Source organism: Mucilaginibacter sp. Mucisp86 (assembly GCF_047324315.1).
Classification (GTDB): domain Bacteria; phylum Bacteroidota; class Bacteroidia; order Sphingobacteriales; family Sphingobacteriaceae; genus Mucilaginibacter.
On record NZ_CP168503.1, the window covers coordinates 2,767,028 to 2,793,674 of the forward strand.

The following is a 26,647-nucleotide window of genomic DNA, read 5'->3' on the forward strand; positions in this document are numbered from 1 at the left end:
TTACGCTGCCAAAGTCAAAATAGTTTTTAAACTTCATCAAAAGTAAGTCATATCCCCAAATTGATCCGGGGATTTAACATTACTTAACAATTACCTTAAATTTTCGGGAAGCACGGCATTAGGGTCATCAATGTCCGTTAGGTTAATGGCCTCAATGGCGGTAACTTCGGGCACAGCTTTTTTAATAGCCTGCTCAATACCGGCTTTAAGGGTCATGATGCTCATTGGGCATGATCCGCATGAACCCAGCAGCTTTAATTTAACCACATTTTCAGGAGTTATCTCCTCAACAGAAACATTCCCCCCATCAGCCTCCAAATACGGACGGATAGTATCTAAAGCTGCTTCAACCTGATTTAATAAACTCATTTTTATTAATTTATAACGTTATGTAAAGTTATTAATTATTTACAACATTTTCTGCACTTAGTGCTTTGGCATTTGATATGGCCACCTGTTGTGCAACACGCTCGGCCATTTGAACAAAAGCTGTAGTCATTGGGCCGTCTTCTTCAAGTACGGTAGGCTTGCCGGCATCGCCTGAATCACTGATACCTTTAATCAATGGGATTTCGCCTAAAAAGGGAACTTCCAATATCTCCGCCAGTTTGTGGCCTCCGCCTTTACCAAAAATGTAATATTTATTTTCGGGCAGTTCGGCAGGTGTAAAGTACGACATGTTTTCAACCACACCCAATATCGGCACATTGATGGCAGGCATCATAAACATACCAATGCCTTTTTTAGCATCGGCAAGCGCCACATTTTGTGGTGTAGTAACAATTACAGCACCGGTTACCGGGAAACTTTGTGTTACCGTAATGTGGATATCGCCCGTACCCGGCGGCAGGTCGATCACCAGGTAATCCAGATCACCCCAGTCGGCATCATTGAATAATTGTTTTACTGCGGTTGATACCATCGGTCCGCGCCATGGCACAGGCTGGTTAGGATCGGTAAAGAAACCTATCGACAGCAATTTGATGCCATATTTCTCAATCGGCTCAATGCGGGTTTTGCCGTCAACCTGGCTGGCCATAGGGCGAGCACCTTCCAAACCAAACATGATTGGTACCGACGGGCCGTAAATATCGGCATCTATCAATCCCACCTTAGCACCTGATTTTGCAAGACCTAAAGCAAGGTTGGCCGCAACGGTTGATTTACCAACGCCACCTTTGCCCGATGCCACTGCTATGATATTTTTAACACCCGGTACGCCGGTGTTTTTTTGAGTGGTAACCCGCGAGGTCATGTTGATATTGATAACAGCATCCTTGCTTACAAAATGCAGGATAGCGTTGCGGCAGGCATTCTCGATCATCGCTTTTAACGGGCATGCCGGGGTAGTTAGGATTACCGAGAAGCTAACGTTGTTGCCATCAATATGAATATCCTGGATCATGTTAAGTGTAACCAGGTCTTTTTTTAAGTCCGGTTCTTCAACATTACCCAATGCTTGTAATACTTGTTCTTTAGTAATTGTCATAATATGAGGCAAATTTATGAAAACGGGGCGTTGATTGAGTTTATCAGGAAACAATTTGCAAAAACAACCGTTTGCAGGGGATAAGATTTAGTTTAGTTTTGGATAAAATTAACAAATGAAGCGCCTTAATCCTAAATATATACGCATAGCCGCATACATTCTCGTTCCCTTAATTCTTATTCTGCTTATCGGCGGATATGTTGCCTACTCAAAACGTGGCGCCCTGCTCGAAAAAGCCATCGACAAAGCTAAATTAAAAGCGAAGAGAGATTATAATTTAGATGTAAAAATAGGATCGGCCCGGTTTACCGGACTTAGTACGGTTTCTTTTTCCGACATCAGCATTGTGCCTGACGGGCGCGACAGTTTGCTAAGTATCAAAAACTTTGTAGTAAGTGTACGCATTATGCCCTTGTTGCTTGGCGAGGTAAAACTATCAGATGTTGTACTACAGGATGGTTTTATTAGCCTCGTTGACAAAAACGGGGTTAAAAATTTCGACTTCCTGTTTAAGAAGAAAAAGGATTCGACAGCAACCAACAACAAAGCCGATTTAAGCAATATTGCCCATAACCTGATCAATGAGGTACTTTACAAAATCCCCGATAATTTATCGCTCAATAATTTTAATATCAGTTTTAAAAATGACAGTGCACAGCTAAAGCTTTTAGCCCAGACCGCGCAGATCAAAGACGGACAATTGACTTCGACAATAAAGGTTAACGATGGTGAAGCTACCTGGCATTTTGCCGGCAAAATGCACCCCTCGGATAAAGACATCGATGTAATGCTTTATGCCGATAATCACCAAAAGGTTGAGCTGCCGATCATTGAAAAGAAATTTAACCTGAAGCTTAATTTCGATACGCTGCAAACTAAATTAACTAAGGAGGATCATAGCAGCGGTGAAACTTCAATTTCGGGCTCGTGGTCGGTTAAGAATTTACTGATCCGTCACCCGGGCATCTCTTCTTCCGACATTGTGTTCCCGGAAGCTGCCATTGATGCGGATGTTAAAGTAGGTTCCAATTATGTATCTATTGACAGTACTTCGCTTATCCATATAAAAAAACTAACCGCACATCCTTATATCAAATACACGCTAAACCCGGTTAAAATTTATGAACTGAAACTGAATACCGGGTGGCTTAATGCAACTGATATTTTTGATTCGTTCCCAACCGGGATGTTTGACGCGCTCGACGGTATCCAGGTTGCCGGAAAGCTGAACTATCATATGAATTTTTATATGGATTCGTCAAAACCCGATGACCTGATATTTGATTCGGGCATGGATAGGGACAATTTCCGGATCCTTAAATTTGGACGTACCGATTTAAGTAAGCTTAACAGTCCGTTTATATATACGCCTTATGAAAAAGGCAAACCAATGGCGCCTCACCTGATAGGCCCCGAAAACCCGGAGTTTACCCCACTGCAGCAGATCTCGCCTAATTTAAGGAATGCAGTTATGACTGCCGAAGACCCGTCTTTTTACACCAATCATGGTTTTGTGATGGAAGCCATCCGCAAATCGATAGCTACCGATTTTAAAACTAAAAAGTATAAACGAGGGGGCAGCGGAATCTCACAACAACTGGTGAAAAACGCTTACCTGAGCAGGGAAAAAACTTTATCGCGTAAAATAGAAGAGATCCTGATAGTATGGCTTATTGAAAATAACCGCATCATGACCAAAGACCGGATGCTGGAGGTTTATTTCAACATTATTGAATGGGGCCGTAATATTTACGGTATATCGGAAGCCGCGCACTATTATTTCGGCAAAGCGCCATCTGAACTTAGTCTCGGCGAAAGTATTTACCTGGCCAGCATTGTGCCTTATCCTAAAGGGGGCTTGTACGCGTTTCAGCCGGATGGTACCTTACGACCGGGTTTGCACGGCTATTTTAACCTGATAGGTAAACTGATGGCCATGAAAGGATATACTGCCCGTGATACCAATGCTTACGGCTTTTACGAGGTACGTTTAAGAGAAAGCCTGCGCCGCCAGATTGCGCCTGTTGATACCGCTACTGCGGATAGCCTCATGAAACAGGGCGGTGCAGACGATGACAGTATTTTGCCTGTAGTTGAAGAGCCGGTAAAACGACCAAATTTCTTCCAGCGCCTTTTTGGTAAAAAGGACACCACCGAACAAAAAGCCGAAGAAAAGCAGAAACAAAAAGAGCAAACGTTAAAGGAACAAATCAAAGCCCAGATAGAAGCGCTTAAAGCCGAGTATAAATTGAAGATTGACGCAGTAGACACCACCGGCGGCCGAACGCGAAAAGAAGTAAGGCAGGAAAAACGTCGATTAAGGAACGAAGAAGACGAAAAGGAAAAGGAGTTGAAGGATAAGATGCCGTAAAAGTTCTTTTCAGGGAGGTGAAAACGGACATTCTGCTTAGCAGAATGTCCGTTTTGTATTTATACCCACTACCGCGAGTTTAGCGCAGCGTAATTCGTGGTTAGCATCTTGTAAGCTTTCGGCTTACTTAGGTTCGGCTGAAAGCTGAAACCATGGTTGAAAAACCCGCGGCAGCTAAATACAATTAGTGCAAACCCGGCTTGTACTATGATAAATTTAAAATGAAAATTCGTGTAATTTGATCAAATTGTAAGCAAAATAAAGGGGGGTATTTATCTCTTGACATTTGTGTGTTTAAACTTATATGTTTAAACATGTATATTTGTTTCAATAATTGAGATAATCATGTCATTAGTAGAAAAATTACAATGGAGATCGGCCATTAAGAAATTCGATCCCACTAAAAAAATAAGTGCAGAACAATTAGAAGCATTAAAAACAGCTATCCAGTTAGCACCATCATCATTAGGCTTGCAATCATATAAAGTGATTGTTGTACAGGATGCCGAAACCAAACAAAAATTACGTGCTGTAGGGTATGACCAGGCGCAGATCACCGATTCATCGGCTTTGTTTGTATTTGCCTCATTAACTAATCTTGACGAGGATTTCGGTAAGAAATTCATCGACCTTGTTGCTTCAACCCGTAGTATTGCCCGCGAAAGCCTTATCGGTTACGAGCAAATGGTATTAGGTACATTGGCCAGTCGTACAGATGCACAAAAAGTTGAATGGTCGCACAAACAGGCCTATATTGCTTTAGGTGTTTTATTAGCCGAAGCTGCTGAGATTGGTGTTGATGCTACCCCGATGGAAGGTTTTGACGCTTCGAAATTTGACGAGATCCTTGGCCTTAAAGAAAAAGGATTAACTACCACTGTAATTGCCGCGGTAGGTTTCCGTGCCGAAGACGATGCTTATAGCAAAATGCTGAAAGTACGCCGCCCGCAAAGCGAGCTTTTTATTGAAGCGTAAATTTTTATAGTTCATGGGTGATGGTTCATAGTTCATAGCCATCTTGCAAAAACAGGTGATGGAATTATTTCTATCGCCTGTTTCTTTTTTATGTATCTGCTGTCTTGCTATGAACCATCAACCATGAACTATGAACCAGCCGAAGACTTCCGGATAAACAACTTCGATTTTAAAACATGTTCCTTTTTTGAGGTATTGCCATTATTTTCAAGCACATCAAACAATAATGTCGCCGCCTTTACACCCATTTCATAAGCCGGCTGTGTTATGGTTGAAAGGGGAGGAGACAGTAAAGGGGCTACTCTCAGGCTTGAAAAGCTGATCACTTTCAAGTCGTTAGGGATAGAAATACCAAGATCATTGCAAACATAATAGGTAGCAAACGCTAAACGCTCAACTGAGCTGAAAATGCCGTCTGGCCTGATTTCCTGTAAGGCTTTTTTCAGGATCTTATAGTTTATTTTTTCATCGTTGCTACAGTCGATAACGAGGTTATCATCAAACGCTATCTTATGTTTAGCCAGGGCGTCCATATAACCCTGCATCCTCACTTTACCTATCGAAATACTTTTATTAACCACCAGGTAGGCTACCTTTTTGCAGCCTGTTTTAATGAGATGTTCGGTTGCAGCAAAGCTGCTGTCATAGTCGTTAGTGGTTACCTTGGCGGCTTCGATATCTTCGTAAACACGGTCGAAAAATACAACAGGCACATGCTTTTTCTCCAATTGGCGAAGATAGTTGTGATCGTTGGCTTCGCCGGATACCGACATGATGATGCCATCGGCCTTGCCATTGTTAAGGTAGTTTACAAACGAAACTTCCTTTTCAAAAACGTCATCGGTACGGTAAAGCAAAATATAGAAACCTTTTTTACGGGCAACCTCTTCAATGCCATTTATGGCCTGCGAAAAAAAATCGTTGGCTATTTCAGGAACGATAACGGCCAGTGTATTGGTTTTTTTATCGCGCAGATTGCTTGCATAATGATTGGGCAAATAGTTATGCTGCTTGGCGTAGGCCAGGATCCGCTCTTTAGTATCTTTATTAATATCAGTATTTCCGTTAAAAGCCCTCGATATAGTTGATGTGGATATATTAAGTTCCTTTGCCAGTTTCTTGATATTGATATTGTCCATTTTTGCCCGCTAAATCTATTTACTATGTGCCAAATGTAATAAAACAGATCAATTGTGTTTAATAATCAGGAGCATAATTGTTAAAATATCATTACAAAAGATAGCCGTGCTGGCACACACTTTCGGCAGGGGGCGTAAATGCTTAACTCTAAGTTAATCAATGGCATGCACTTTGTATAATCCACGGTATAGTTCCCGTGGCATGATTTATGGCAAAGCGAATTTTGATAGTTGACGATAACGAGTTGATGATAGAAGTAATGACCTATATTTTGCTCGGCAACGGTTACGAAGTAGCTGCATCAACCCATGTGCATGAAATTTTCAATGTTATAAAAGCATGCCACCCGGATTTGGTGATCCTGGATATTGCCGATAAAAGTATGGATGGCCACGAGCTGTGCCGGCTAATTAAATTGAACCGGGCCACCAAAAGTCTGCGTGTAATTTTGTGTTCGGAAAATGAAGAAGTGGGGCATCACAATTCACAAAAAGGAGCCCCGGACGACGTTTTGCATAAGCCGTTTGGGATGAACAGCCTGATCCGCAAGGTTGAACTACAGCTGGCTGCATAACTAAATTTTAAAATAATCAATTGTAAATTAATTAGTTATGTTAAAAAATAGTAATGCTTTCAACCTGCTGTTGCTTTTGTAATATGGGATATGTATGTTTACCGAAGAGAAGATAAAGATGGGATTGCCACTAAGAATAACTTTTAATGATACCGACCACGTGTATCAAATTAACACCTCGCCAATTACCCCAACCACCAGCGAACTTGAGATCCTGTTAAATGGCGAGAAGATAATCCTCCAAAAAGATGCCCGCCGTGTATGGGTGCAAAAAGGCGAAGGCCCGGTAATTGACCCGGAGTTTGCACAGGCTTTGGGCAGATCGGTTGCTTTGCGGTTCAGGATGTAAGAGCGAATAATAAAATGTCATTTCGACGAACGGGCGAAGGAATATAGTGGTGTGAGGAGAAATCTTATACACCCGGCAAATTGCCTGTATGATTTACCAAGCCGCGCGTATAAGATTTCTCTTTCACCCCCGATGCTCATGATCTTCCCAGCTCTATCGGAATAACATAGCTATTTTGAGCGCCTGTTACATCAATCCCAGCATCACAACCCCCATCAAAATCATCAGGCTGTCCTCAATAATGGTAACGGTACTCATGGGCAGGTTAAACACCGCGCCAAGGCAAGCACAACGGATTTTCCTTTTGTTGAAAACGCTTTGCAGTACACCAATCAGGCTTATAGTCATTACTATAACCATGATAGCATTAACGGTTACCGGGGCTATGTTTAGCGCAAAAGCGAGACCTAAGCCCAACTCAATAAAAACATAAGCGTAACCCCATCCGCGCCAGCGTTTGGCCACAATATCGTACATGCTGTAGCTGTCGGCAAAACCGGCAATATCCAACAGTTTAAAAAAAGAAAACATCAGGAAAAAACCGCCCATGAAAATACGCATCATGGTCATGATGTTAAAAGAACTGCTGTAACCTGCAATTAATGAAGCAGCCAGCAAGTAACCGAATATAAGCAGGATGGGTTTATAAGTTTGCAGCCAGGTACGGATTTCAGTATCATCGGTCATGCTCATAACGGGATGATGAGCTTCCGCTTCGCTGAGCTGATATTTAGGGTAAGCTGCAAGGGCTTGCTGAAGATCGGCCGTTGATACATGTTTTTTCATGGTAATATCAGCAGAACCTTCTGCCAATGAAATATCAACTTTTTCAACGTTAGGAACTTGTTGTAATAAGCTTTGAACTTTAGTGAGACAACCGGTGCAGGTCATGCCGGTGATGTTATATGTATGTGTCATGATAATTTGTAATTGTTGATACAAAATTACCGTGAGCAGGTAGGGGAGCCGTTATAGTATTATGGATATGATTTATAAGATTTACAGTTTAGCACGAATGCTCAGCAAGGCGGCCACGATTTGATCAAATTACACGAATAAAAGCGGAGGAAAATTTGTGTAATTCGTTTCAATTCGACTAAAATTAGTGCTTTAATTATATATCTTCCAAATTCCTGCGCTTACTTCCCTGCAATGCCTTAAAGGCCGATGGCGTCATCCCGGTTACCTGTTTAAACTGGCTGGATAGATGAGCAACGCTGCTGTAACCTAACCGAAAAGCAATCTCCGAAAGGCTAAGCTCATTATAGATCAGCAGCTCCTTTACTTTTTCAATTCGTTGCGCAATGTGGTATTTTTCAATTGTTGAGCCTTCTACGGCCGAAAACAGGGTGCTTAAATAGCCGTAATCATAATTAAGTTTTGATGTAAGCAGGGCAGAAAGCTTTAATGGCGATTGTACTTCAGAATAATGAACATGCTCAATGATGAGGGTTTTGATCTGTTCGATGAGGCGACTTTTTTGATCATCAATGAGTTCGAAGCCAAGATTATTCAGCGAACTTTCCAATTGCTTAAGCTGTGACGGGGTAGGGGCCTCTTTAACTTCCACCTCACCAAGGTCTACCATAACAGGTTGCAAACCCGCTTTTTCAAGTTCGCTTTTCACCACCATTTTGCAGCGGCTGCAAACCATATTTTTTATATACAGCTTCATGGCTGCAAAACTACTATTTTACAGCCTCATCCACCAATTGCTTCAACTCCTTGTAGCGTTGTTGCCTGCCATCGTTTTTAATATAAAAAGTCATCAAAAAGGCGGCATATCTTTTATCCTTATCTATCCACGGAAAACTTCCAAATAGCCCCGGACTGCTTACCGTATGTGCATCAAATACCCATTCGCCATAACCGTAACCCAATCCACCGGCCTCGGCAGGGGAGTAGGCTATCTTTACATCGGGCGTGAGCCGGTTTACCTGCATCTCGGCTATACTGTTTTCGCTCAGGATGCGTTTGCCATTAAAAGTACCCCGGCTCATGATCATGATCAAAAAGGTCAGGTAATCTTCGGATGTACTGTAGGCTCCGCCAGCTGGTAGAGCCACTTTAGCGTTGCCGAAATCGGTGTGCTGCATGTTGAGTGGGCGGGCAATGCGCTCGGCAAAAAGGGTTTCAAAACTTTTGCCGCTAATTTTTTCGATGATCGCTCCGGCAATTTGCAGGCCGGCATTGCTGTAATGAAAAACTTTTCCGGGTGTCCCTTCCATTGGCATGGCGGCAATATCAGCTATAGCGTCGTCCATTGAGTTTTCCTGGCGCATATCTTCCAGGCTTTCTTTTAATGGCGGGGTTTTGATACCGGTTTGATGCGACAGGCATTGGCCAATGGTTATCCCTCCCTTGCCATGTTGTGAAAGCACGGGGAGGTATTTACCAACGGTATCTGTAAGTTTTAACTTTCCCTCGTCAACAAAGGTCATTACCAAAGCTGCGCTGAGCCATTTGCTGCAACTGGCAATGGCCACCCGTGATGTAGAGGTATAATCATCCAGATCGGCCTTTTTGCCTTGTTTGCGGGCAACCATGCGGCTAACAAACTTTTGCCTCATATTCATATCATTAACGGCATGATTGTAAACAAGCTTGCCGTTTTGATAAACAACAAGCACCACCCGGCCGCCCATTTCTGAAGCATGATCGTTTAACCAGTTATCAACCTTGCTGAAGTTATATTGCGCATTGGCTTTGATGGTACAAAGCAGTAATAGGCATAGGATAAAGGGTAGTTTGGCTTTCATATTTAAATGATTTATGAGCTTGTTTGACAGCTAAGCTAATTTAAAGTTTATTCGGATATGCTGTTTTAGGCAGGTTGGCACAAAAACGGCTTGTTTTGTAGTTTCAACTTCCTTTTTTACGCGTTTAACGATTGTTTTCCCCCGCCCACCTAATAGCGATGCTGATTATTGTGCATTGTACTTTTCTTTGTATTACAAAACCGAAAGGCCATGAAAACCAAAAAGAAACCTTTATATCAACGAAAAGCATTCATCATTATCCTGATCTTATTTGCAGGCTTTGTGAGCATTCAGTTTGTACGCCCCGATGTAGCTAATCCTCCCGTAACGGGCGACTTTCAGGCTCCGGCTGATGTTAAGGCCATTATTCAACGTGCCTGTTATGATTGCCACTCTAACAACACCAATTTACGCTGGTACGATAAGATAGTCCCTGTTTACTGGGGCGTTGCATCGCATATCAAGGATGGCCGGGCCGATCTTAATTTTTCGGAATGGAACAAGCTTGCCACGGCTGATCAAAAAGGAAAACTCTGGGAATCGATCAACCAGATCATAGCGGGCGCCATGCCTTTACCTGGCTATACGGCTGTTCATACAGAAGCAAAAATATCAGCGGCGGATCTTGCTGTATTAAAAAACTATCTCGCAGGGATGGTGCACAGCAAACCTGCCGATACCGCTGCTATCAACGCTGCAGATAAACAATATCAACACTGGCAAAAAATCGAAGCAGCAATCACCAAACTGCCAACAGCAGCGAATGGGATCTCTTACATTCCAGATTATAAAAACTGGCAGCCTATCAGTACTACCGAACGTTTTGATAATAACACCCTTCGTGTAATTTTTGGTAACGACATTGCAGTTAAAGCCATTAAAGAAAACAAAATCCACCCATGGCCAAACGGCGCCATATTTGCCAAGGTAGCCTGGGCGCAACTACAGGATAAGGACGGCACTACCCACACCGGTGAGTTTAAACAGGTAGAATACATGATAAAAGATGATAAAAAATATGCGTCTACCTACGGATGGGGCTGGGCGAGGTTTAAAACGCCCAAAATGGTTCCTTATGGCGGGGCCAATGTATTATTCACCAAAGAGTGTATGAGTTGCCACAAACCCATGGCTGCCGAAGATTTTGTATTCACCCTACCAATTAAACACTAAACCCATGAAAGCATTATATAGTTTACTAACAGCATGCACATTAATGTTGGCGGCCTGTTCTGATAATAAACAGGTTGAATTGTACAACACCAGGGCGGCGCTACCAGCTTCGCCGAAGTATAACCTTGATGGCCTTAAAGTGATCACTTCCTTTGTAAATAAAACCAGGGGAACGGCTTCAACACTTTATGGTAATGAGTTTGCGCTAAAAGCAGCGATTGAAGGCAATAAGATAATTGCGGCCAATGAAGTTTTTATACTGGTAACCTGGAAACAGCAGGATGATGACCATTGGTTCGGCGCGAAGATCCCTTCGGATGTTGAATCGGTGGAAGTGATTAAAACCGCTTCATCGGGCAATAATGTCGTTATTAATTATGAGCAACTAAATGGTAAATCCCTCGACTTAAAAACGGATACTGTGGGCCAAACTGAAAGGATTAAATATATCCTTGGGCAAAAACCTTCAGTTCTGCCGTAGTTAATGAAAAGGGATTATTAACTTGAAAAAAGCATAGGGCTGTGGGATTCCCCTTCTTGAAATCTATCGTATGAACACATCTTTTTTAATGTTATCATTAATAAAAAAAATGTCATTTCGACGAGCCAAGGGTAGGGTTTGTGCGCCAGAGGTGAGGAGAAATCTTCTACGCCCTGCTTTTACAGGCATAGTTTTAGAACCAGATGTAGAAGATTTCTCTTTCGCTCCACCACCCGATCCGCTGCTGCTCTATCGAGATCACATTTCTTTAAAGAGGTGTCCACACGAGAGCTCCCAATAGGGTACTTAAGAAAAGCTCCTCAATCAGCGTTAAGCTTCTGCTTTTAAGCAATATCTATTTCAGTCCGGTCCCCGTCTTTTGGAGGAGCTTCAAGCGCTTTCACCGGTTCCAATCCTGAAGCATATCCAAACAGGCGGCGTTCTTTAATTATTGTAGCTACCTCGGCAGGTACAAACTCTTCCCAGCCGTTGGCTCCCAGTTTTATCAGCTCCAGCACATTATCAGTTTCAACGTTGAGGTTGTTTTCGTTATAATGCCTGATATCTTCTATTTTATTGTTGGCTATCAGATAGCGGTACAAATCTATCAGGTGAGGCGGCAGGTAAAAGCGCAGGCAATTCCAGATCACGCCATCGCGCAGGGTAGGATATATAAACAGCTTTACCTTACGGCTAAACAACGTGGCGAATGATTCCAAAATACCACCCGGCAAATCTTTATAATGTTCTTCGGAGAAGATATATTCAAGGTTAGGGAAACCAAGCACCACACCCATTTTAAGCTTGGTGATCTTTGACAGATAAGCCACCAGCTTATAATATTCGTGGAAGTTGGAGATCATTACCGTTTGCCCTAAGGAGCCAAGGATATCTACACGATCAAGGAAATCCTTTTCGTCGATATCTGCATTGATATCGGCGTTACGTTCCTTAAGCGCCTGGAGCGTAAGTTCGGTAACAACAACAACATTTTCCTTGTCAACATCTGATTCCTGGAGAAACTGCTTAACCCCCGTGTTTAACATGTCCATATGAACATTGATAACCGGGCGGAAACGGCCGCGCACCATTACAATGTGTTTTTTGTATAATACTTCAGATGGTTGCAGGTTTTTACCGTCGGGCCCGAACAATGCAGCATCCGAAAAACCATATTTTACCAGGTGAAGACTCATCAGGCGGTTATCAACCTTGGTGAAGTTGGGGCCCTCAAAGCGGATCATATCAATCTGGATCCTATCGCGCGAAAGGTTATCCATCAGCGACAGCAGGAATACCGGGGGGATCTCGTTGTAATAGAAACAGGCATACATCAGGTTTACACCCAATATACCTACGGCCTGCTGCTGTAGGTTATTATCATTATCCAGCAGTTTAACGTGGATGATCACATCGTTGTATTGCCCGTTCGGTTCCAGCTGAAAGCGTACGCCCATCCAGCCGTGGCCTTCGTTGGTTTTGTTATAATTAAGGGCCGATACAGTATCCGCGAAAGCAAAAAAGGTGGATGTGTCGCCACGCTGCGCACCAAGGCGCTCAATGATGAGGCCGTATTCATGACTCAACATGGCCATCAACCGGGGCTCGCTCACATAACGGCGGCTTTGTTGTACCCCGTAAATAGCATCTGAAAAAAGCATGTCATAGGCCGACATGGTTTTGGCTATAGTGCCGGATGATGCACCGGCTTTAAAAAAATTTGCTGCTACGTCCTGTCCGGCTCCAATTTCGGCAAATGAGCCATAAATTTCGGGGTTAAGATTAATGGCCAGCGCTTTTTGCTTGGTCCCAATATCTTTATTGTGAATGGCATTCATACCCATAAATTATTATAGTTGACTGTTACCAGTAGTATAATCTAAGAAAGCCTAAAATTACACTTTTTTAAGCGAAGGCGTGTTAAGATTATATCATAAAATGTCGTTGAAATATGTTTTGTAAGTGTGCTGCTTTTTCCGGAAAGTGGTATTTACCGAAAAAAATTTTCGTAGCAAGTGATAATAAGCCATTTACCAACAGCAGGAAATAAAAACATATATTTGAAATTATGTGCGACATGAGGGGAGATAGTTAAACCGTGCTTATAAATTTATGGAGATGATATCAAGCTGTCCGAGTGAATATCTTTTGAAAGTTCTGTTTGGGAAATGGAAACCATGTATATTTCGTTATGCATCTTTTGGGCCGGTGCGTTTTAACCAGTTGATCAGGGTTTTGCCGGGGTCCTCAAGGCAGGCAATAGCATCGGCATTACGGGAGTTGGAAGAAAGTGGTATTCTGAAAAAAGAAGTTATCAGGATTAAACCGCTTCATATAGAATATAGCCTTACTGAAAAAGGTGCATCTTTTATTCCCGTTTTCAAATGCCTTGAAGAAATGAAATTGATCCCCCCGGCAATAACGATGGATAAGCATCTTGTTAGCTGATAGATATAAAGTAGCGCAAATCAATAAAAAATGCGCTCCGGATCTCATCCCGGAACGCATCGTAACATCACATCAGGAAATTACATCAACTAAATCCCGGATCTTGTTATAAACCGCGGGCTCTTAAAACCGGCAAACTGTTTTAATGGGGAAGCCGTATATATCTGCAAATAAACAGTCAATTCATTACCCGGTCAATTAGTCAAATATTTATGACCGGAGTTTTTTGCTGTTTTCTAAAATACCCCAAAAAAGAGAAGCGTAGCTGTGTTGCTCAAAACAGCACCTCTCTTGCCCGTAAGTTATTCACGGAAGCGCCGGCCTGGAGAAAAAGAGCTTCAATAATAATGCTGATTTCGTGTCTTTGGATAAAATGTTGCAGGTCATAAAAAATTGACTTATTGCAGGTTAAAAGAATCGACTATTACTTTGTATTAAAGCAGTTCGAACGCTTAATCATTTTATTTTCTATTAAACAGGAATCATGAAATATTATAAAAATGTAATTATTATGCTGGGTTTTTCTTTTAATGTCCTGGCGGGGGCAGCACAAAATTCGCCTGCGCTCACCTATGCCGAACGGTTAGGCTGGAGCAAAACCGACAAGGTTGTTGTTTTTCATGTCGATGATGCCGGCATGTCATATGATTCAAATGATGGTGCTATAAAGGCATTGAATGGTGATGTGGCCACCTCCGTTAGCGTAATGATGCCCTGCCCCTGGGTACCGGCCATGGTTAAATATTTAAGGGAGCATTCCGGTACAGATGCGGGATTGCATTTGACACATACTTCCGAATGGGATGGTTATCGCTGGGTGCCATTAACGGGCTGCAAACAGTCGCCCGGGTTATGTGATCAGGAGGGCGCGATGTGGAATAATGTAAGCGACGTGCAGCGTCATGCTTCGGCAGACCAGGTGGAGGCAGAGATTTGGGCACAGTTGGAGCGGGCGCGGAAAATGGGCTTTAATCCTACCCACCTTGATACGCATATGGGTACTTTATGGTCTTCTCCCGAATATCTGGACCGCTATATTAAAGTTGGTATCGCTGCACATATCCCTGTTTTATTTGCTGCCGGTCATGGCTCTTTACTTTTGAAGCAATTACAGGAGAGGCCACTTTCCGGGTTAAAAAAATTGGGTGATAAAAAAGAAGATCAGCAGGAAGTAGATGCATCTGTGTTAAAAGGAATTCAGCAAACAGGCGAAAGAATCTGGAATGCAGGTCTGGCGGTGGCAGATGATCTTTATATATCAAGCTACGATTGGGTTTTTCCTAAAGATAAAGAAGCAACCGATGAAAACTTAAGACAATTTAAAACAGAGCGGTATAAAGCTTTGCTACAGGAGGCTAAGCCAGGTATCACAGTCATCCTGATCCATTGCACGGCACCAACAGAGGCATTTAGCCATATTACAGATTCGGGCAATACCCGTAAGGCCGATTTACTTGCGATGACAGATCCTGCATTAATGCAGTTTATACGCCAACAAGGCATCGTTTTGACAACCTGGCGCGAATTACAGGCCAGAAGGGATAAACTAACAGCGCCTGATTTTAAACATAACTAAAAACGCATAAAATGAAAACATATAACATCTGCATGCTTTTGTTTCCGGAGCTTACCATACTTGATTTTGCCGGACCGTATGAAGTATTTTCAAGAGCGGCATGTTTTAATATCCGGATAGTATCGGAAAATACCAATCCGATTCAAACCGAAGGAGGCGCATATTTGAAGGCCGATTATACATTTGATAATTGCCCGCCCTCAGATATCCTTTTTGTACCCGGAGGAAAGGGGATCACCCCGATATTGACAAATGAAAAATATCTCGCTTTTCTTAAAATGCAGGCGGAAACGGCGCAATACATTACAGCTGTTTGTACCGGATCACTAATATTGGCCGCAGCGGGATTGCTACAGGGCTACAAAGCCACTACCCACTGGCGATCTCTCGAATTATTGAGAATACTCAATGTTGAAGCGGTAGATGAACGCGTTGTTACCGACAGGAACCGGATAACCGGGGGAGGTATTACAGCCGGCATAGATTTTGGATTGACATTAACTGCCTTGCTGGGTGGTGAGGATATGGCTAAAACAATACAGTTATTACTTGAATATGCGCCTCTGCCGCCATTCAATGCAGGTTCGCCCAAAGTAGCCGAGCCGCGTATTGTACAGCAGGCCATGGACCTAACCCAACAGGCATTTGATGTAAGGCTGAAATTGCTTGGCGGAATAGTTGAGCAACGTTAACCGGGGGAATAGCCAAAGGATAATATTACGGAAGCCGTTGGCTAATAATATTATACGATTAAGGGTCAGCAGGAAAGCCGTCGGATTTTACCCGATGGCTTTCTTGTTAATGTAGGGGAGATATTGCGATGTTCAAAAGCAAATGGCGCAATTTTTCTGAACTATATGGTAAACCGCATAAAATCAGATCTATCTACAGTTAATGAAGCAGGATAATTGCTTTAAAAAAAGATTTAAAAACACTTGCGTAGTTAAATGGCTACATTTATATTTGTAGTCAAATAGCTACACGATGAATTTACGACGAGATGTATTTCAAGCCATAGCCGACCCAACCCGGCGGGCTATCCTTTTGCTTGTGGCTACACAAGCCATGACAGCCGGTGTAATAGCATCAAACTTTGACACTGCCAGGCCTACAGTTTCTAAACACCTGCAAATACTTACCGAGTGCGAATTGCTTAAACAGGAGCAAAACGGCAGGGAGATCTATTATCATATCAACGCAGAAAAAATGAAAGACGTTGCCGACTTTATCGAACCATTCCGCGCTATGTGGGAAGACAGGTTCAACAAATTAGAAGACATCATGAAAAATTATAAAGGCAAATAACATGGAAAAGAAAACAAAAATTGATGCCGAAAACGGCAAACAGGACTTAACCATAACACGGGTGTTTGACCTGCCGGTCGAACTGCTTTTTAAAGCCTACACAGAACCCGAAATTGTGGAGCAATGGATGGGGACAAAAGTGTTAAAGCTTGAAAATAAGAAGCATGGCAGCTGGCAGTTTGAAACCCAAGACCCGCACGGCAACGTGGTTTTCAAAGCCAACGGAACAATTCATGAGTTTATTCCCGGCCAAAAGATCACCCGCACGTTTGAAATGGATAATGCGCCTTTTGATGTTCAGCTGGAATTTTTGGAATTTGAGAAGCTTACCGACGATACCTGCAGGCTCAATATGCACGTGGTGTACAGAGCGCCCGAGCTCAGGGATCAGATGTTGAAGCTGCCTTTTGAATACGGTATAAACATGGCGCACAACCGCCTGCAGGAAGTATTAAACAAATTGAAATAATAGCCTGTTATGAAAAGAAATAAAATTATTTACTGGATTGCTACCCTTTGGCTTGCACTGGGGATGATATCAACCGGAGTTGTACAGTTAATGAAAATGAAATCAGGGGCCGGCGGTGCCGACAGTATTGCTCATTTAGGCTATCCTGCGTATTTTCTGACTATATTGGGGATCTGGAAAGTTTTGGGTGTTATTGCAGTATTGATGCCTAAGTTTCCGGTAGTTAAGGAATGGGCATATGCAGGCTTTTTCTTTGCTATGTCGGGGGCGATATTTTCGCATCTTGCAGCAGGTAATGCGGTGAACGAGATCTTTCCCGCTTTGCTTTTACTGGTACTAACAGTAATTTCGTGGTATTTCAGACCGGCAGATAGAAAGATGAGCCCGGTTAACCAATAATAAACAACATGAACCCAAAGGTTGATTTTTATTTTAACGAAGCCGAAAAGTGGCAGGAAGAAATAGAGCAATTGAGATTGATTGCACTTGATTGCGGATTGACCGAAGAACTAAAATGGGGCTGCCCGTGTTACACATACCGGGAAAACAACATTGTTTTGATACATGTGTTTAAGGAGTACTGCGCATTTTTGTTTTTTAAGGGCGCGCTGTTAAGCGATACGCATAAAATACTGATCCAGCAATCGGAGAATGTGCAGGCGGCCCGGCAGATCAGGTTTACCAACGTTGAAGAGGTAACCGACCAAAGAAATATCCTGAAAGCCTACATTTTTGAAGCTATTGAGGTGGAAAAAGCGGGTTTAAAGGTAATCCTGAAAAAAACGGAAGATTTTGCCGTGGCCGACGAGTTTCAAAGTAAATTAGACTCGATCCCGGCCCTCAGAGCCGCATTTGAGGCCCTAACGCCGGGACGCCAAAAAGCCTATCTGCTGCATTTTTCACAACCCAAACAATCATCAACCCGAGAGGCGAGGGTTGAAAAGTGGATGCCACAGATTTTAAATGGTAAAGGATTGAATGATTAATTAAACATTCCCCAAAAGCGTGGTCTGCGCGATTCCCCTCTTGAGAGGGGCGTAGGGTGTGTTTATCCCGAAGGTAATGAACGCCGAAGAAACACACCCCAGCAATCACACTATCTCACGCGCCCCCTCTCAAGAGGGGAATTAAATAAACCACAAAACGATAACAATGAAACTATCACCAGAACAGCAGAAAGAACTTACAGATATATTAAAAAACCGCTTTGAGAAAAACATGAACCGTCATAAGGATATCGAATGGGTGAATGTACAGGCAAAGCTGGAGGCCGGCGCGGAAAAACTATGGTCGCTCAACGAAATGGAAATAACCGGCGGCGAACCCGATGTTGTCGCTTATGATAAAAACACCGGCGAATACGTTTTTTATGATTGTGTTGCCGAAAGCCCTAGGGGGCGGCGAAGTGTTTGTTATGACCATGAAGCCCTGGAGGCCCGGAAAGAATATAAACCGGCAAACAGCGCAGTTGAAATGGCGAAGGATATGGGGATTGAGCTTTTGAATGAAGAACAATACCGCGAACTGCATAAGCTGGGAAAGTTTGATACCAAAACATCAAGCTGGATAAAAACACCTGCCGGCATCAGGAAACTTGGAGGGGCTATTTTTGCCGATTACCGCTATGAAACTATCTTCATTTACCATAACGGAGCCGAATCATACTATGCTGCCCGGGGCTTCAGAGGAGCGTTAAGGGTTTAGGCTTTTGCATCCTCGCTTTAATACGGATTTATGGTATGGAGCATCAGGAATAACTATGCATTTGGATTCAGTTTTTCGTTAATGTTCGCACTCCGGGTGCTGGCAAATTTTGAGGATATGAAAGCTCGGAGGAATTTTGTGAGGTAACATTCGCCGGATGGGAAAAATTGTCGCCAGGGAATTAGTTCTTAGCCGACTCTTTTTCCCAGAATTTTTAATCCTCTTTCCTCTCCATCCAGCACAGCTATATCAGGTAGGTTTCCCCATTCTTCAAACCCAAAGCTTTTGAATAATTTTAGGCTGGGATCATTGTGTGCGAAAATAAAGCCGATGAGGGTTTTTATTTGAAGCGTTGGGGCAGTAGCTATACTGTATTCAAGCATTTTTTTTCCGAGCCCCTTGCCCCGGTGGTTGGCATCAATATAAATACTGATCTCAACAGTGGCATTGTAGGCCGGTCGGCCGTAGAAGGATTGGAAGCTAACCCAGCCAACAACATTATTATCGTTCTCCTCTGCTATCCATAATGGCCTCGTGTGGTTATGTTCATCAAACCACTTCTTCCTGCTCTCAACAGAAACGGGTTCGGTATCGGCCGTTGACATCCGTGATGCAACGGTTGAATTATATATTTCAACTATTTTATCTAAATCAGCTTCAGCTGCATCTCTAAAGTTTATCGGCTCCATATAGTTTAAAACTTCTTTTATTCAAAGGTAGAGGGATGTTATATGTTAAAAAATGCTGATTTGTTATCTATTGATGCGGGCGTTGCATTAATGAGGCAACCTATGGTCAGTATTATCACTGCACCATTATTTAACCTGATATTTAATATAAACAAAAAGCCTTCAGATTGTTCATCTAAAGGCTCTCTGTTCAAGTCGGGATGGCGGGATTCGAACCCACGACCTCCAGCACCCCATGCTGGCGCGATACCGGGCTACGCTACATCCCGAATTAATGTATGGCCGGATTGCAAATATAATTGTTGTTGGTATAATTCAAAATCCGGAGGTCAAAAAGCAATAGATTGGATCTTAATAAAAAAAATAAAGCACAAGGTTACTTTTTTATTAACGGCGGGGTATAAGTAAGTGTGAATGTACCGAAGAGTTTTACAGGAGCCCCATGCTCATTATATTGAACCCGTCCTGCTGATTTTATCTCCTTGGGCCGGCCGCCATCTAAAGGGTTAATAAGATAGGTCATTGAAAAATCTGCACCAGTTTTAAATGATTTTTCAACCGCATCAATAACAGCCTGGCGGTAGCGGGAATCAACCACCTTAATAGCTTCATCAAAAACGGGCTTCGAGTTTGCAGGAAAGCCGCGAAGCCGCAAACCATATTCTGAAAACGTAACTTCCCGGCTATTAAAATCCAGCGACCAGTCCCACAGCGTATGGTCATATGCAACGGTTAATTCAAGGCTATCCAATATTTCTGATAACTGGTCATTGAGCCTGTCCGATTTCATGTACGAAAGCTCCAGCTCTTCGCCTATTGCCAGGAGTTCATTTCTAAGAGTCGCTATTTCAATATTTAAATCTGCGGTTGTTTTGAGCCCGGTATTATTTGAAGCCGACAGAATGGACTCGTTTTCATCTGACGGTCCTGTAATTGACTGTACCTTATAAGTTTTCTTTCGCCGGGTTAAAAAAATGTTGATATATATTAGCCCCGATATGGTGGTGTAAAATGCAATATTTTGCCAGGTGCTGCCTACACTAAAATAGTTCAATATGGGGGTATTGAGTTGGATTTGTAGTATCATGATAGGGCAGCGGTTAAATTAATGCAAGATAATAATTAACTATACGTTCAACAACCCGTAAAAACACCCATTTTATGTTAGTTTACGGGGCTAAAATTAATCGATGGTTAAGTTAATGCAGGGTTGAATGAACGGATTGTAATAGTTATTTATAGGCCGGTTGTTGATAGGTATTAATAAAGGCCTGGCTTTTTCTCAATTATTTCAAGGCATAAATTTCCGTACACGGAGGTATAATTTTTATATAAAAAATCAGTTTATATCTTACTTGTAAGCCTTAAATTGTTTAATATCAGTGAGTGCAGAATTTTGTTTCCCGTGCTGCAAATGGTGTTTTAAAATATCAGCATGATTATAGTGCTATATTAAGAAGCTATTCTGCACGTTACAGAAATGCCCTATTGTTATTTTATTGACAGCTATGTATCTTGTTGACGTCCTTAATAAATTATGAACAGGTCATTTACATATAGCTTAAAAGTATGGTTGCTGATGGTGATCATAGCGCCATTACTGCATCTGGTGTTATCCTGGTTTATTATTGAGAATCCTGAAATAAGCCTTATTGATGAAATAAAAAAGGACTATATCATTTTTGCAGATATGATCCTGCTGGTTACTATTCCTTTCGCTTTTGTATTTTGGATAACGGTGTATTCGTTATCAAAGAAAAAAGAGTCGTTTTATATTAAACAGTTTTTAACTACAGCTATACTTATAGTTACTATGCTTCCTTTTTTTGAACTGCTTTTCGAAAAAAAGGTTTCGGCGGTAACTTCAATTGCGGTGATTATATTCCCATATTCAATTACCGCAATAGCAGGGATCTGGCTGCATAAACTGGAGCCGGCCGGGGTAGAAGAAGAGGAAACCGTTGAAGAACCCGAATAGCATAGATAGCCCTTGATTTTTTCCGGTAACGTTGTTAAAAGTTGTGCATTATCCAAATAATGCGCCGCAATCACTTTTATTTGTCATAAACAATTAACATTTTATTATTATTGCTTTAATTTTTAACTTAAACCAATACGTAATTATATATAATACATAGCTTTTGCGTTTAATGAGCATGTATATTTAATGTTTTTTACCCCTATATGGCCTCGACAGAAAATTATGAACTTTTGCTTGGCAAAATCAATACTTTCACCCGGAAGTATTATTTCAATAATTTTCTGCGTGGATTAATATTTTTAGGTGCCGGTCTTTTCAGTGCTTATGTAGTTATTACCCTGAGCGAATATTTTGGCAATTTCAGTATCCTGTTGCGCACTATTCTTTTTTACTTTTTTATCCTGCTCAATACTGTGCTGGTTTGCTGGCTGGTTTTACCATCATTGCTGGCCTGGCTTAAACTGGGTAAAACATTAACGCATGATGAGGCGGCCGAAATTATAGGCCGGCATTTTAACGATGTTCACGACAAGCTGCTTAATACACTGCAGCTTAAAAAGCTTGCTTCCGAAGACGAAAATCACCGTGCGTTGATTGAAGCCAGTATCGATCAAAAAATAGAGGCGCTTAAACCGGTAAGTTTTCCATCGGCCATCAACCTTAAAGAGAACACCAAATATTTAAAATGGGCGCTTGGTCCGCTGGGGGTGATTATCATTATTGCATTGGCTGCGCCATCAGTACTAACCGAAAGCACAAAAAGACTGATCAGGCATAACGAGTATTTTGTGCCCGCCGCTCCGTTCAAATTTATTGTGTTAAATAATACGCTTTCGGTTGTTCAGGGAAACGATTTAAAACTCGACCTAAAGCTGGAAGGGGATAAGCTTCCTGCCGATGTTTATGTTGAAACAGGCGAAAACACTTTTAAATTGGATAAAGACAACATCAGCCGTTTTCATTATCAGTTTAGCAATCTGCAGCAAAATACGCGTTTTAAATTTTCGGGCAACGGGTTTAGCTCGGCGGTTTACGAAATTAAAGTGAACCAGAAGCCGGCGCTGTTGCATTTTGATGTTGAACTGAATTATCCGGGCTATCTCCATAAAAAAAATGAAAGATTGCTAAACGCTGGTGATTTGACAATACCTGCCGGTACAACAGTAAGCTGGCAATTGCATACCCAATATGCCAGTGCACTTATGTTTGATATGAATGGGCAAAGCCATCCGGCTGCGCAAAGCAGCGCTGATTTGTTTGAACATCGCGAACGGGTATTGAAAAATTCGGTCTATAAGCTTTTGCCGATTAATGCACTGGTGAACCAAAGTGATTCGGCCATATACCGCATCAACGTTGTTACTGACGAAGCGCCGTCTATCTCTGTTGATGAAAAGCCCGATTCGGTAAGCATGAAAGCGTTTTATTTTAATGGTAAGATCCAGGACGACCATGGTTTTTCATCACTAACGTTTCATTATACAATCGAAGCTGCAGGCAACAACAAGGAAAGAGAATTTACCAAAAAAGTTAATGCCGACCTGGCCCAAACCCAAACCGATTTCTTTTACTACTGGAACCTGAAGGAAATGGGTATCAACCCCGGTGATCATGTAAGCTACTTTTTTGAGGTTGCAGATAACGACGAAGTGACCGGATATAAAACAGCACGTACAGCAAAACGTACACTAAATGTTCCTGACAACAAGGAGATTAACCAGCAGTTAAATGCCGGAACAAAAGCTATAAAAGAAAAAATGCAATCTGCCATTAAGCTGGCCGGGCAGGTTGAACGGGATGCACAAAAGCTAAATCAAACCCTGCTCAACAAAAATACACTGTCGTTTGATGAGAAAAAGCAGGTGGAAGACCTGATGCAAAAACGGAAAGACCTGGAAGATTTGGTAAAAGATATCCAGGCAGATAACAAAAAGAACTTATACAACCGCCAGGAAAATCAGCAGCAAACAGAAGAGATATTGGCTAAGCAAAAACAGATAGAAGACCTGTTTAATAATGTGCTCGATCAAAAAACAAAGGAGCTGCTTCAAAACCTGCAGCAATTGTTAAATGAGCAACAAAAGGACGCTACCCGCGATGAATTAGCCAAAATGCAGATGGATAATAAATCGCTTAAGAAAGAGCTGGACAGGGTGTTGGAATTGTATAAAAAGCTGGAGTTTGAACAAAAGCTCAATCAAAACCTTGATCAGCTGAATAAACTGGCCGATGAGCAGCAGAAATTATCCGAACAAACCAAACAACCCAGTGCCGACCAAAAGAACCTGCTGCAACAACAGGATAAACTGAAACAGGATTTTCAGGATGTAAAAAAGGGCTTTGATGAGTTGCAAAAAACCAACGATCAGGCCGAACGTAAGTCCGACTATCAAAACCCTGAGAAGGAAACAAAAGATATCGAACAGCAGATGGATCAAAGCTCCGGCGATCTGCAAAAAAAGGATAATTCAAAGGCTTCAAAATCGCAGCAGCAGGCGGCAAAACAAATGAAAGAGCTTGCTGCCAAAATGCAGAAGGACAGTGACGAAGGCGAATCGAAAGAGAATGCTGTTGATGCGCAGCAACTGAGGGAATTGTTAAAGAGCCTGGTTAACAGTTCATTTAACCAGGAAAAACTGATGCAAACGCTTAAAAATACCAATCCTACAGATCCATCATATGTTACGCTGTCGCAAAGTCAAAAGGATATTAAAGACAACCTGAAAACGGCTGAAGACAGCCTGTATGCCATCAGCAGGAGGGTGCCTCAAATCCAGTCGACAGTGAATAAGGAGATTACGAGTATCAATGAGCATATTGACCAAGCGCTCGAGTTTTTGGGCGACAGGCGAACGCTTGAAGCCAATCGCAACCAGCAATACGCCATGACATCCATGAACAACCTGGCCCTGATGCTAAGCGAAGCGCTTGAGCAAATGCAAAAAATGATGAATAAGGGTGGTAAAGGGGGCAAGGGCAAACAACAGTCGATATCGCAACTGGCAAAAATGCAGCAGCAGCTTAATCAAAACATGCAAAAAGCTCGTGAGCAAATGCAGCAACAGGGCAACCAGGGCAAAGGACAGCAGGGGAATAGCGGCAATATGAGCGAGCAGTTTGCTAAAATGGCACGTCAGCAGCAGATGATCCGTCAGGCTTTGCAACAAATTGACAGGGACGAAAACAAGGACGGAACCGGTGGATTGGGCAATTTGGATAAAATTTCGAAAGAAATGGAACAAACCGAACGTGATCTCGTAAACAGGAAGATCACAGATGATGCGCTAAAAAGGCAGCAGCAAATACAAACCCGGTTATTAGAAGCCGAAAAGGCTGAGCAGCAACGAGATCAGGATCAGCAAAGAGAGAGCAATGCGGGGAAGGATTTGCCACCGGGATATATAAAGGCACTGCAGGGATACCAACAACAAAAAGCAAAGCAGACGGAGCAGATCAGAACGGTATCTCCGGCACTTAATTTGTATTATAAACAAAAAATAAAATCTTACTTTGATCAACTTAATGCCAAATAATATGGAAGAGGCAAATGTTCAAACCAGCGAGCTATACACGTTGCAGCTGCCGTCAAAACCGGAGAGCATAACGTTGCTTGAGCAGCTGATAGAAGAAATTGCTGACAAATATCATGTTGAGGAAGATACCTTCGCCAACATGATGACCTGCCTTAATGAAGCGGTTATCAATGCCATCATGCATGGTAACAAACAGGACGAAACAAAAAAAGTGATTGTTAATGCCGAAGTGGAACCGAAGCGTATCATCTGGACTGTTACAGATGAAGGCCCGGGATTTGACTATAATAACCTTGCCGATCCTACAGCCCCCGAAAACCTGGAGAACCTGACCGGCCGTGGCGTGTTTATCATTAAACACCTTGCCGATCAGTGCATCTTTAACGCCTCGGGTAATGAAATTGAACTTCACTTTAAGATCTGATGCCCGCTATTAACTTTTTTGAAGAAGACACTACTTTTAAACCGAAACAAAAAGCACAATTAAGACAGTGGATAAAGGAGACGGTGATTGCCGAGGGCTTTAAACTGAAAGAACTTAATTATATTTTTTGCTCAGATGCATACCTGCTGCAAATAAACCGGCAATATCTTGATCATGATACGTATACCGATATCGTAACTTTTGATAACTCGGAAGTTGAGGGAGACATTGTTGGCGATATTTTTATTTCGATAGACCGCATCCGCGAAAACGGGGACAAATTTAAAACCGGCGAAACCAACGAATTGCACCGTGTTATCATTCACGGCGCATTGCACCTGTTGGGTTACACGGATAAAAGTGTTGTTACAAAACAAAAAATGACACAAAAAGAAGATGAGTACTTAGCTAAAAGAAATTTTTAGCCTTACTTTTATAGTGGATTATTAAAAATCAATTGTAAAAACCATGAAAACACTGGCACTCATCATCGCCCTGTTATTTGCCACCGCACCATCATCAGTATATGATTTTAAACTGAAAACTATTGATGGCAAAGATTTTAGCCTGGCTAAATACAAAGGCAAAAAAGTATTGATTGTAAACACCGCCTCAAAATGCGGCTTTACCAAGCAGTACGCCGATCTGGAAAAACTATCTGAACAGTACAAAGGCAAATTGGTAGTAGTAGGCTTCCCTGCCAATAACTTTGGCGGCCAGGAGCCGGGCACTAACCAGGACATTAAAACTTTCTGTAAAGAGAATTTCAACGTAACATTCCCGATGAGCGGTAAGGTAAGCGTTTTAGGTTTGGATATTGATCCGTTGTTCCAATACTTAACAACCGCTCCAAACCCTGATTTTACCGGCGACATTAAATGGAACTTTGAAAAATTCCTGATAGATGAAAACGGTAAACTGATCCACCGTTTCAGGTCACAAACAACGCCATTATCTGGAGATATTACCAAGTATCTGAACTAATAGTTTTGGTTATCTAAGAAGTACAGGCCCCGGCAACAGCCGGGGCTTTTTTGTTAAAAATGTCCTTGCGGGGAACATCCAGGGAGAAACCTGAAAAAAATGTTATGACGCGTAAACTATGTTTTAAGGCTGTTGCGAAGGGGCTGCGTTAGGGATAGAAGCGTAAAGCCCACAGCGCGGGTTGGGTCTACGGGCAGGAAAGGCGAGGACTTGCAGCGGATAG

28 protein-coding genes and 1 tRNA gene are annotated in these 26,647 nt (G+C 42.3%); 19 read left to right on the forward strand and 10 right to left on the reverse strand.

From position 1 onward, the window contains the following. Nucleotides 1–90 precede the first annotated feature (90 nt). Both ACEN9X_RS11715 and ACEN9X_RS11720 read right to left on the reverse strand, forming a co-directional pair. Nucleotides 91–369, reverse strand: coding sequence for a NifU family protein (locus ACEN9X_RS11715; RefSeq protein ID WP_091210217.1), 279 nt, complete (start codon nt 367–369; stop codon nt 91–93). A 31-nt stretch (nt 370–400) separates the two neighbouring features. Further along, nucleotides 401–1,489, reverse strand: coding sequence for an Mrp/NBP35 family ATP-binding protein (locus tag ACEN9X_RS11720; RefSeq protein ID WP_413670543.1), 1,089 nt, complete (start codon nt 1,487–1,489; stop codon nt 401–403). A 115-nt stretch (nt 1,490–1,604) separates the two neighbouring features. Here ACEN9X_RS11720 and ACEN9X_RS11725 point away from each other — a divergent pair, with 115 nt between their 5' ends. Continuing rightward, entirely contained in the window at nt 1,605–3,860 is a 2,256-nt protein-coding gene (locus ACEN9X_RS11725) for a transglycosylase domain-containing protein (RefSeq protein WP_413670544.1), read from the forward strand. Nucleotides 3,861–4,205: 345 nt separating this feature from the next. After that, nucleotides 4,206–4,835, forward strand: coding sequence for an NAD(P)H-dependent oxidoreductase (locus ACEN9X_RS11730; RefSeq protein ID WP_413670545.1), 630 nt, complete (start codon nt 4,206–4,208; stop codon nt 4,833–4,835). Between the two features lie 128 nt (nt 4,836–4,963). On the opposite strand, the gene ACEN9X_RS11735 is transcribed toward ACEN9X_RS11730, so the two are convergent. Continuing rightward, complete coding sequence (locus ACEN9X_RS11735) at nt 4,964–5,974, reverse strand: LacI family DNA-binding transcriptional regulator (protein ID WP_413670546.1); 1,011 nt, start codon at nt 5,972–5,974, stop codon at nt 4,964–4,966. A 209-nt stretch (nt 5,975–6,183) separates the two neighbouring features. Here ACEN9X_RS11735 and ACEN9X_RS11740 point away from each other — a divergent pair, with 209 nt between their 5' ends. Further along, entirely contained in the window at nt 6,184–6,549 is a 366-nt protein-coding gene (locus ACEN9X_RS11740) for a response regulator (RefSeq protein ID WP_413670547.1), read from the forward strand. A gap of 118 nt (nt 6,550–6,667) precedes the next feature. Continuing rightward, nucleotides 6,668–6,898 (forward strand): hypothetical protein, encoded by a 231-nt coding sequence (locus tag ACEN9X_RS11745; protein WP_090532876.1) that lies wholly within the window; start codon nt 6,668–6,670, stop codon nt 6,896–6,898. Nucleotides 6,899–7,084: 186 nt separating this feature from the next. On the opposite strand, the gene ACEN9X_RS11750 is transcribed toward ACEN9X_RS11745, so the two are convergent. From ACEN9X_RS11750 to ACEN9X_RS11760, 3 genes are all read right to left on the reverse strand, one after another. Beyond that, nucleotides 7,085–7,816, reverse strand: coding sequence for a heavy-metal-associated domain-containing protein (locus ACEN9X_RS11750; protein ID WP_413670548.1), 732 nt, complete (start codon nt 7,814–7,816; stop codon nt 7,085–7,087). Nucleotides 7,817–8,012: 196 nt separating this feature from the next. Then, entirely contained in the window at nt 8,013–8,573 is a 561-nt protein-coding gene (locus tag ACEN9X_RS11755; RefSeq protein WP_413670549.1) for an AraC family transcriptional regulator, read from the reverse strand. Nucleotides 8,574–8,586: 13 nt separating this feature from the next. Then, nucleotides 8,587–9,657, reverse strand: a complete 1,071-nt coding sequence (locus ACEN9X_RS11760; RefSeq protein ID WP_413670550.1) for a serine hydrolase domain-containing protein — start codon at nt 9,655–9,657, stop codon at nt 8,587–8,589. 210 nt (nt 9,658–9,867) lie between these two features. On the opposite strand from ACEN9X_RS11760, the gene ACEN9X_RS11765 reads away from it, so the two are divergent. Continuing rightward, nucleotides 9,868–10,830 carry a heme-binding domain-containing protein gene (locus ACEN9X_RS11765; RefSeq protein WP_413670551.1) on the forward strand — a complete coding sequence of 321 codons (963 nt, stop codon included), beginning with the start codon at nt 9,868–9,870 and terminating at the stop codon, nt 10,828–10,830. A gap of 4 nt (nt 10,831–10,834) precedes the next feature. Then, a complete protein-coding gene (locus ACEN9X_RS11770; RefSeq protein ID WP_413670552.1) occupies nt 10,835–11,311 on the forward strand; it encodes a hypothetical protein in 477 nt (158 codons plus the stop codon). 344 nt (nt 11,312–11,655) lie between these two features. Here the strand turns inward: ACEN9X_RS11770 and ACEN9X_RS11775 are convergent, their stop codons facing one another. After that, entirely contained in the window at nt 11,656–13,149 is a 1,494-nt protein-coding gene (locus ACEN9X_RS11775; RefSeq protein ID WP_413670553.1) for a TonB-dependent receptor, read from the reverse strand. Nucleotides 13,150–13,423: 274 nt separating this feature from the next. Between ACEN9X_RS11775 and ACEN9X_RS11780 the strand changes: the two genes are divergently transcribed. The 8 genes from ACEN9X_RS11780 to ACEN9X_RS11815 all read left to right on the forward strand — a co-directional run bounded on the left by ACEN9X_RS11780 (nt 13,424) and on the right by ACEN9X_RS11815 (nt 18,813). Next, entirely contained in the window at nt 13,424–13,759 is a 336-nt protein-coding gene (locus ACEN9X_RS11780) for a winged helix-turn-helix transcriptional regulator (RefSeq protein WP_413670554.1), read from the forward strand. Between the two features lie 484 nt (nt 13,760–14,243). Then, a complete protein-coding gene (locus ACEN9X_RS11785; protein ID WP_413670555.1) occupies nt 14,244–15,335 on the forward strand; it encodes a polysaccharide deacetylase family protein in 1,092 nt (363 codons plus the stop codon). An 11-nt stretch (nt 15,336–15,346) separates the two neighbouring features. Next, nucleotides 15,347–16,027, forward strand: a complete 681-nt coding sequence (locus ACEN9X_RS11790; protein ID WP_413670556.1) for a DJ-1/PfpI family protein — start codon at nt 15,347–15,349, stop codon at nt 16,025–16,027. A gap of 292 nt (nt 16,028–16,319) precedes the next feature. Beyond that, a complete protein-coding gene (locus tag ACEN9X_RS11795) occupies nt 16,320–16,640 on the forward strand; it encodes an ArsR/SmtB family transcription factor (protein ID WP_413670557.1) in 321 nt (106 codons plus the stop codon). 1 nt (nt 16,641) lies between these two features. Then, nucleotides 16,642–17,109: an SRPBCC family protein gene (locus ACEN9X_RS11800; RefSeq protein WP_413670558.1), complete on the forward strand. Its 468-nt coding sequence runs from the start codon at nt 16,642–16,644 to the stop codon at nt 17,107–17,109. Nucleotides 17,110–17,118: 9 nt separating this feature from the next. Beyond that, nucleotides 17,119–17,508, forward strand: coding sequence for a DoxX family protein (locus tag ACEN9X_RS11805; RefSeq protein ID WP_413670559.1), 390 nt, complete (start codon nt 17,119–17,121; stop codon nt 17,506–17,508). Between the two features lie 8 nt (nt 17,509–17,516). Beyond that, on the forward strand, nt 17,517–18,095 hold the full coding sequence (locus ACEN9X_RS11810) for a YdeI/OmpD-associated family protein (protein ID WP_413670560.1): 579 nt from the start codon (nt 17,517–17,519) through the stop codon (nt 18,093–18,095). 166 nt (nt 18,096–18,261) lie between these two features. Then, nucleotides 18,262–18,813: a DUF4256 domain-containing protein gene (locus tag ACEN9X_RS11815; protein ID WP_413670561.1), complete on the forward strand. Its 552-nt coding sequence runs from the start codon at nt 18,262–18,264 to the stop codon at nt 18,811–18,813. Nucleotides 18,814–19,001: 188 nt separating this feature from the next. On the opposite strand, the gene ACEN9X_RS11820 is transcribed toward ACEN9X_RS11815, so the two are convergent. The 3 genes from ACEN9X_RS11820 to ACEN9X_RS11830 form a co-directional block, all read right to left on the reverse strand. Next, nucleotides 19,002–19,502, reverse strand: coding sequence for an N-acetyltransferase family protein (locus tag ACEN9X_RS11820; protein WP_413670562.1), 501 nt, complete (start codon nt 19,500–19,502; stop codon nt 19,002–19,004). Nucleotides 19,503–19,697: 195 nt separating this feature from the next. Next, nucleotides 19,698–19,771: transfer RNA gene (locus ACEN9X_RS11825), tRNA-Pro, on the reverse strand. Between the two features lie 107 nt (nt 19,772–19,878). After that, nucleotides 19,879–20,589 carry a hypothetical protein gene (locus ACEN9X_RS11830; protein WP_413670563.1) on the reverse strand — a complete coding sequence of 237 codons (711 nt, stop codon included), beginning with the start codon at nt 20,587–20,589 and terminating at the stop codon, nt 19,879–19,881. Between the two features lie 450 nt (nt 20,590–21,039). Between ACEN9X_RS11830 and ACEN9X_RS11835 the strand changes: the two genes are divergently transcribed. The 5 genes from ACEN9X_RS11835 (at nt 21,040) to ACEN9X_RS11855 (ending at nt 26,424) form a co-directional block, all read left to right on the forward strand. After that, nucleotides 21,040–21,480, forward strand: coding sequence for a hypothetical protein (locus ACEN9X_RS11835; RefSeq protein ID WP_413670564.1), 441 nt, complete (start codon nt 21,040–21,042; stop codon nt 21,478–21,480). A 206-nt stretch (nt 21,481–21,686) separates the two neighbouring features. Then, nucleotides 21,687–25,016, forward strand: a complete 3,330-nt coding sequence (locus ACEN9X_RS11840) for a hypothetical protein (protein WP_413670565.1) — start codon at nt 21,687–21,689, stop codon at nt 25,014–25,016. A 1-nt stretch (nt 25,017) separates the two neighbouring features. Further along, nucleotides 25,018–25,440: an ATP-binding protein gene (locus ACEN9X_RS11845; RefSeq protein ID WP_091174936.1), complete on the forward strand. Its 423-nt coding sequence runs from the start codon at nt 25,018–25,020 to the stop codon at nt 25,438–25,440. Then, nucleotides 25,440–25,865: an rRNA maturation RNase YbeY gene (ybeY, locus tag ACEN9X_RS11850; RefSeq protein WP_413670566.1), complete on the forward strand. Its 426-nt coding sequence runs from the start codon at nt 25,440–25,442 to the stop codon at nt 25,863–25,865. Before ACEN9X_RS11845 ends, ybeY begins: the two co-directional genes overlap by 1 nt. Nucleotides 25,866–25,908: 43 nt before the next feature. After that, nucleotides 25,909–26,424 carry a glutathione peroxidase gene (locus tag ACEN9X_RS11855; RefSeq protein WP_413670567.1) on the forward strand — a complete coding sequence of 172 codons (516 nt, stop codon included), beginning with the start codon at nt 25,909–25,911 and terminating at the stop codon, nt 26,422–26,424. Nucleotides 26,425–26,647 lie beyond the last annotated feature (223 nt).

Excerpts from the sequence above, each read along its gene's own strand:
- ACEN9X_RS11790 (WP_413670556.1), top strand. The coding sequence starts at position 15,347 with ATGAAAACATATAACATCTGCATGCTTTTGTTTCCGGAGCTTACCATA.
- ACEN9X_RS11835 (WP_413670564.1), top strand. The coding sequence starts at position 21,040 with ATGAACAGGTCATTTACATATAGCTTAAAAGTATGGTTGCTGATGGTG.
- ACEN9X_RS11715 (WP_091210217.1), bottom strand. The coding sequence starts at position 369 with ATGAGTTTATTAAATCAGGTTGAAGCAGCTTTAGATACTATCCGTCCG.
- ACEN9X_RS11760 (WP_413670550.1), bottom strand. The coding sequence starts at position 9,657 with ATGAAAGCCAAACTACCCTTTATCCTATGCCTATTACTGCTTTGTACC.
- ACEN9X_RS11745 (WP_090532876.1), top strand. The coding sequence starts at position 6,668 with ATGGGATTGCCACTAAGAATAACTTTTAATGATACCGACCACGTGTAT.
- ACEN9X_RS11755 (WP_413670549.1), bottom strand. The coding sequence starts at position 8,573 with ATGAAGCTGTATATAAAAAATATGGTTTGCAGCCGCTGCAAAATGGTG.
- ACEN9X_RS11820 (WP_413670562.1), bottom strand. The coding sequence starts at position 19,502 with ATGGAGCCGATAAACTTTAGAGATGCAGCTGAAGCTGATTTAGATAAA.
- ybeY (WP_413670566.1), top strand. The coding sequence starts at position 25,440 with ATGCCCGCTATTAACTTTTTTGAAGAAGACACTACTTTTAAACCGAAA.
- ACEN9X_RS11785 (WP_413670555.1), top strand. The coding sequence starts at position 14,244 with ATGAAATATTATAAAAATGTAATTATTATGCTGGGTTTTTCTTTTAAT.
- ACEN9X_RS11815 (WP_413670561.1), top strand. The coding sequence starts at position 18,262 with ATGAAACTATCACCAGAACAGCAGAAAGAACTTACAGATATATTAAAA.
- ACEN9X_RS11720 (WP_413670543.1), bottom strand. The coding sequence starts at position 1,489 with ATGACAATTACTAAAGAACAAGTATTACAAGCATTGGGTAATGTTGAA.
- ACEN9X_RS11740 (WP_413670547.1), top strand. The coding sequence starts at position 6,184 with ATGGCAAAGCGAATTTTGATAGTTGACGATAACGAGTTGATGATAGAA.
- ACEN9X_RS11810 (WP_413670560.1), top strand. The coding sequence starts at position 17,517 with ATGAACCCAAAGGTTGATTTTTATTTTAACGAAGCCGAAAAGTGGCAG.
- ACEN9X_RS11830 (WP_413670563.1), bottom strand. The coding sequence starts at position 20,589 with ATGATACTACAAATCCAACTCAATACCCCCATATTGAACTATTTTAGT.
- ACEN9X_RS11805 (WP_413670559.1), top strand. The coding sequence starts at position 17,119 with ATGAAAAGAAATAAAATTATTTACTGGATTGCTACCCTTTGGCTTGCA.
- ACEN9X_RS11800 (WP_413670558.1), top strand. The coding sequence starts at position 16,642 with ATGGAAAAGAAAACAAAAATTGATGCCGAAAACGGCAAACAGGACTTA.
- ACEN9X_RS11855 (WP_413670567.1), top strand. The coding sequence starts at position 25,909 with ATGAAAACACTGGCACTCATCATCGCCCTGTTATTTGCCACCGCACCA.
- ACEN9X_RS11775 (WP_413670553.1), bottom strand. The coding sequence starts at position 13,149 with ATGAATGCCATTCACAATAAAGATATTGGGACCAAGCAAAAAGCGCTG.
- ACEN9X_RS11795 (WP_413670557.1), top strand. The coding sequence starts at position 16,320 with ATGAATTTACGACGAGATGTATTTCAAGCCATAGCCGACCCAACCCGG.
- ACEN9X_RS11845 (WP_091174936.1), top strand. The coding sequence starts at position 25,018 with ATGGAAGAGGCAAATGTTCAAACCAGCGAGCTATACACGTTGCAGCTG.
- ACEN9X_RS11735 (WP_413670546.1), bottom strand. The coding sequence starts at position 5,974 with ATGGACAATATCAATATCAAGAAACTGGCAAAGGAACTTAATATATCC.
- ACEN9X_RS11765 (WP_413670551.1), top strand. The coding sequence starts at position 9,868 with ATGAAAACCAAAAAGAAACCTTTATATCAACGAAAAGCATTCATCATT.
- ACEN9X_RS11750 (WP_413670548.1), bottom strand. The coding sequence starts at position 7,816 with ATGACACATACATATAACATCACCGGCATGACCTGCACCGGTTGTCTC.
- ACEN9X_RS11780 (WP_413670554.1), top strand. The coding sequence starts at position 13,424 with ATGGAGATGATATCAAGCTGTCCGAGTGAATATCTTTTGAAAGTTCTG.
- ACEN9X_RS11840 (WP_413670565.1), top strand. The coding sequence starts at position 21,687 with ATGGCCTCGACAGAAAATTATGAACTTTTGCTTGGCAAAATCAATACT.
- ACEN9X_RS11730 (WP_413670545.1), top strand. The coding sequence starts at position 4,206 with ATGTCATTAGTAGAAAAATTACAATGGAGATCGGCCATTAAGAAATTC.
- ACEN9X_RS11770 (WP_413670552.1), top strand. The coding sequence starts at position 10,835 with ATGAAAGCATTATATAGTTTACTAACAGCATGCACATTAATGTTGGCG.
- ACEN9X_RS11725 (WP_413670544.1), top strand. The coding sequence starts at position 1,605 with ATGAAGCGCCTTAATCCTAAATATATACGCATAGCCGCATACATTCTC.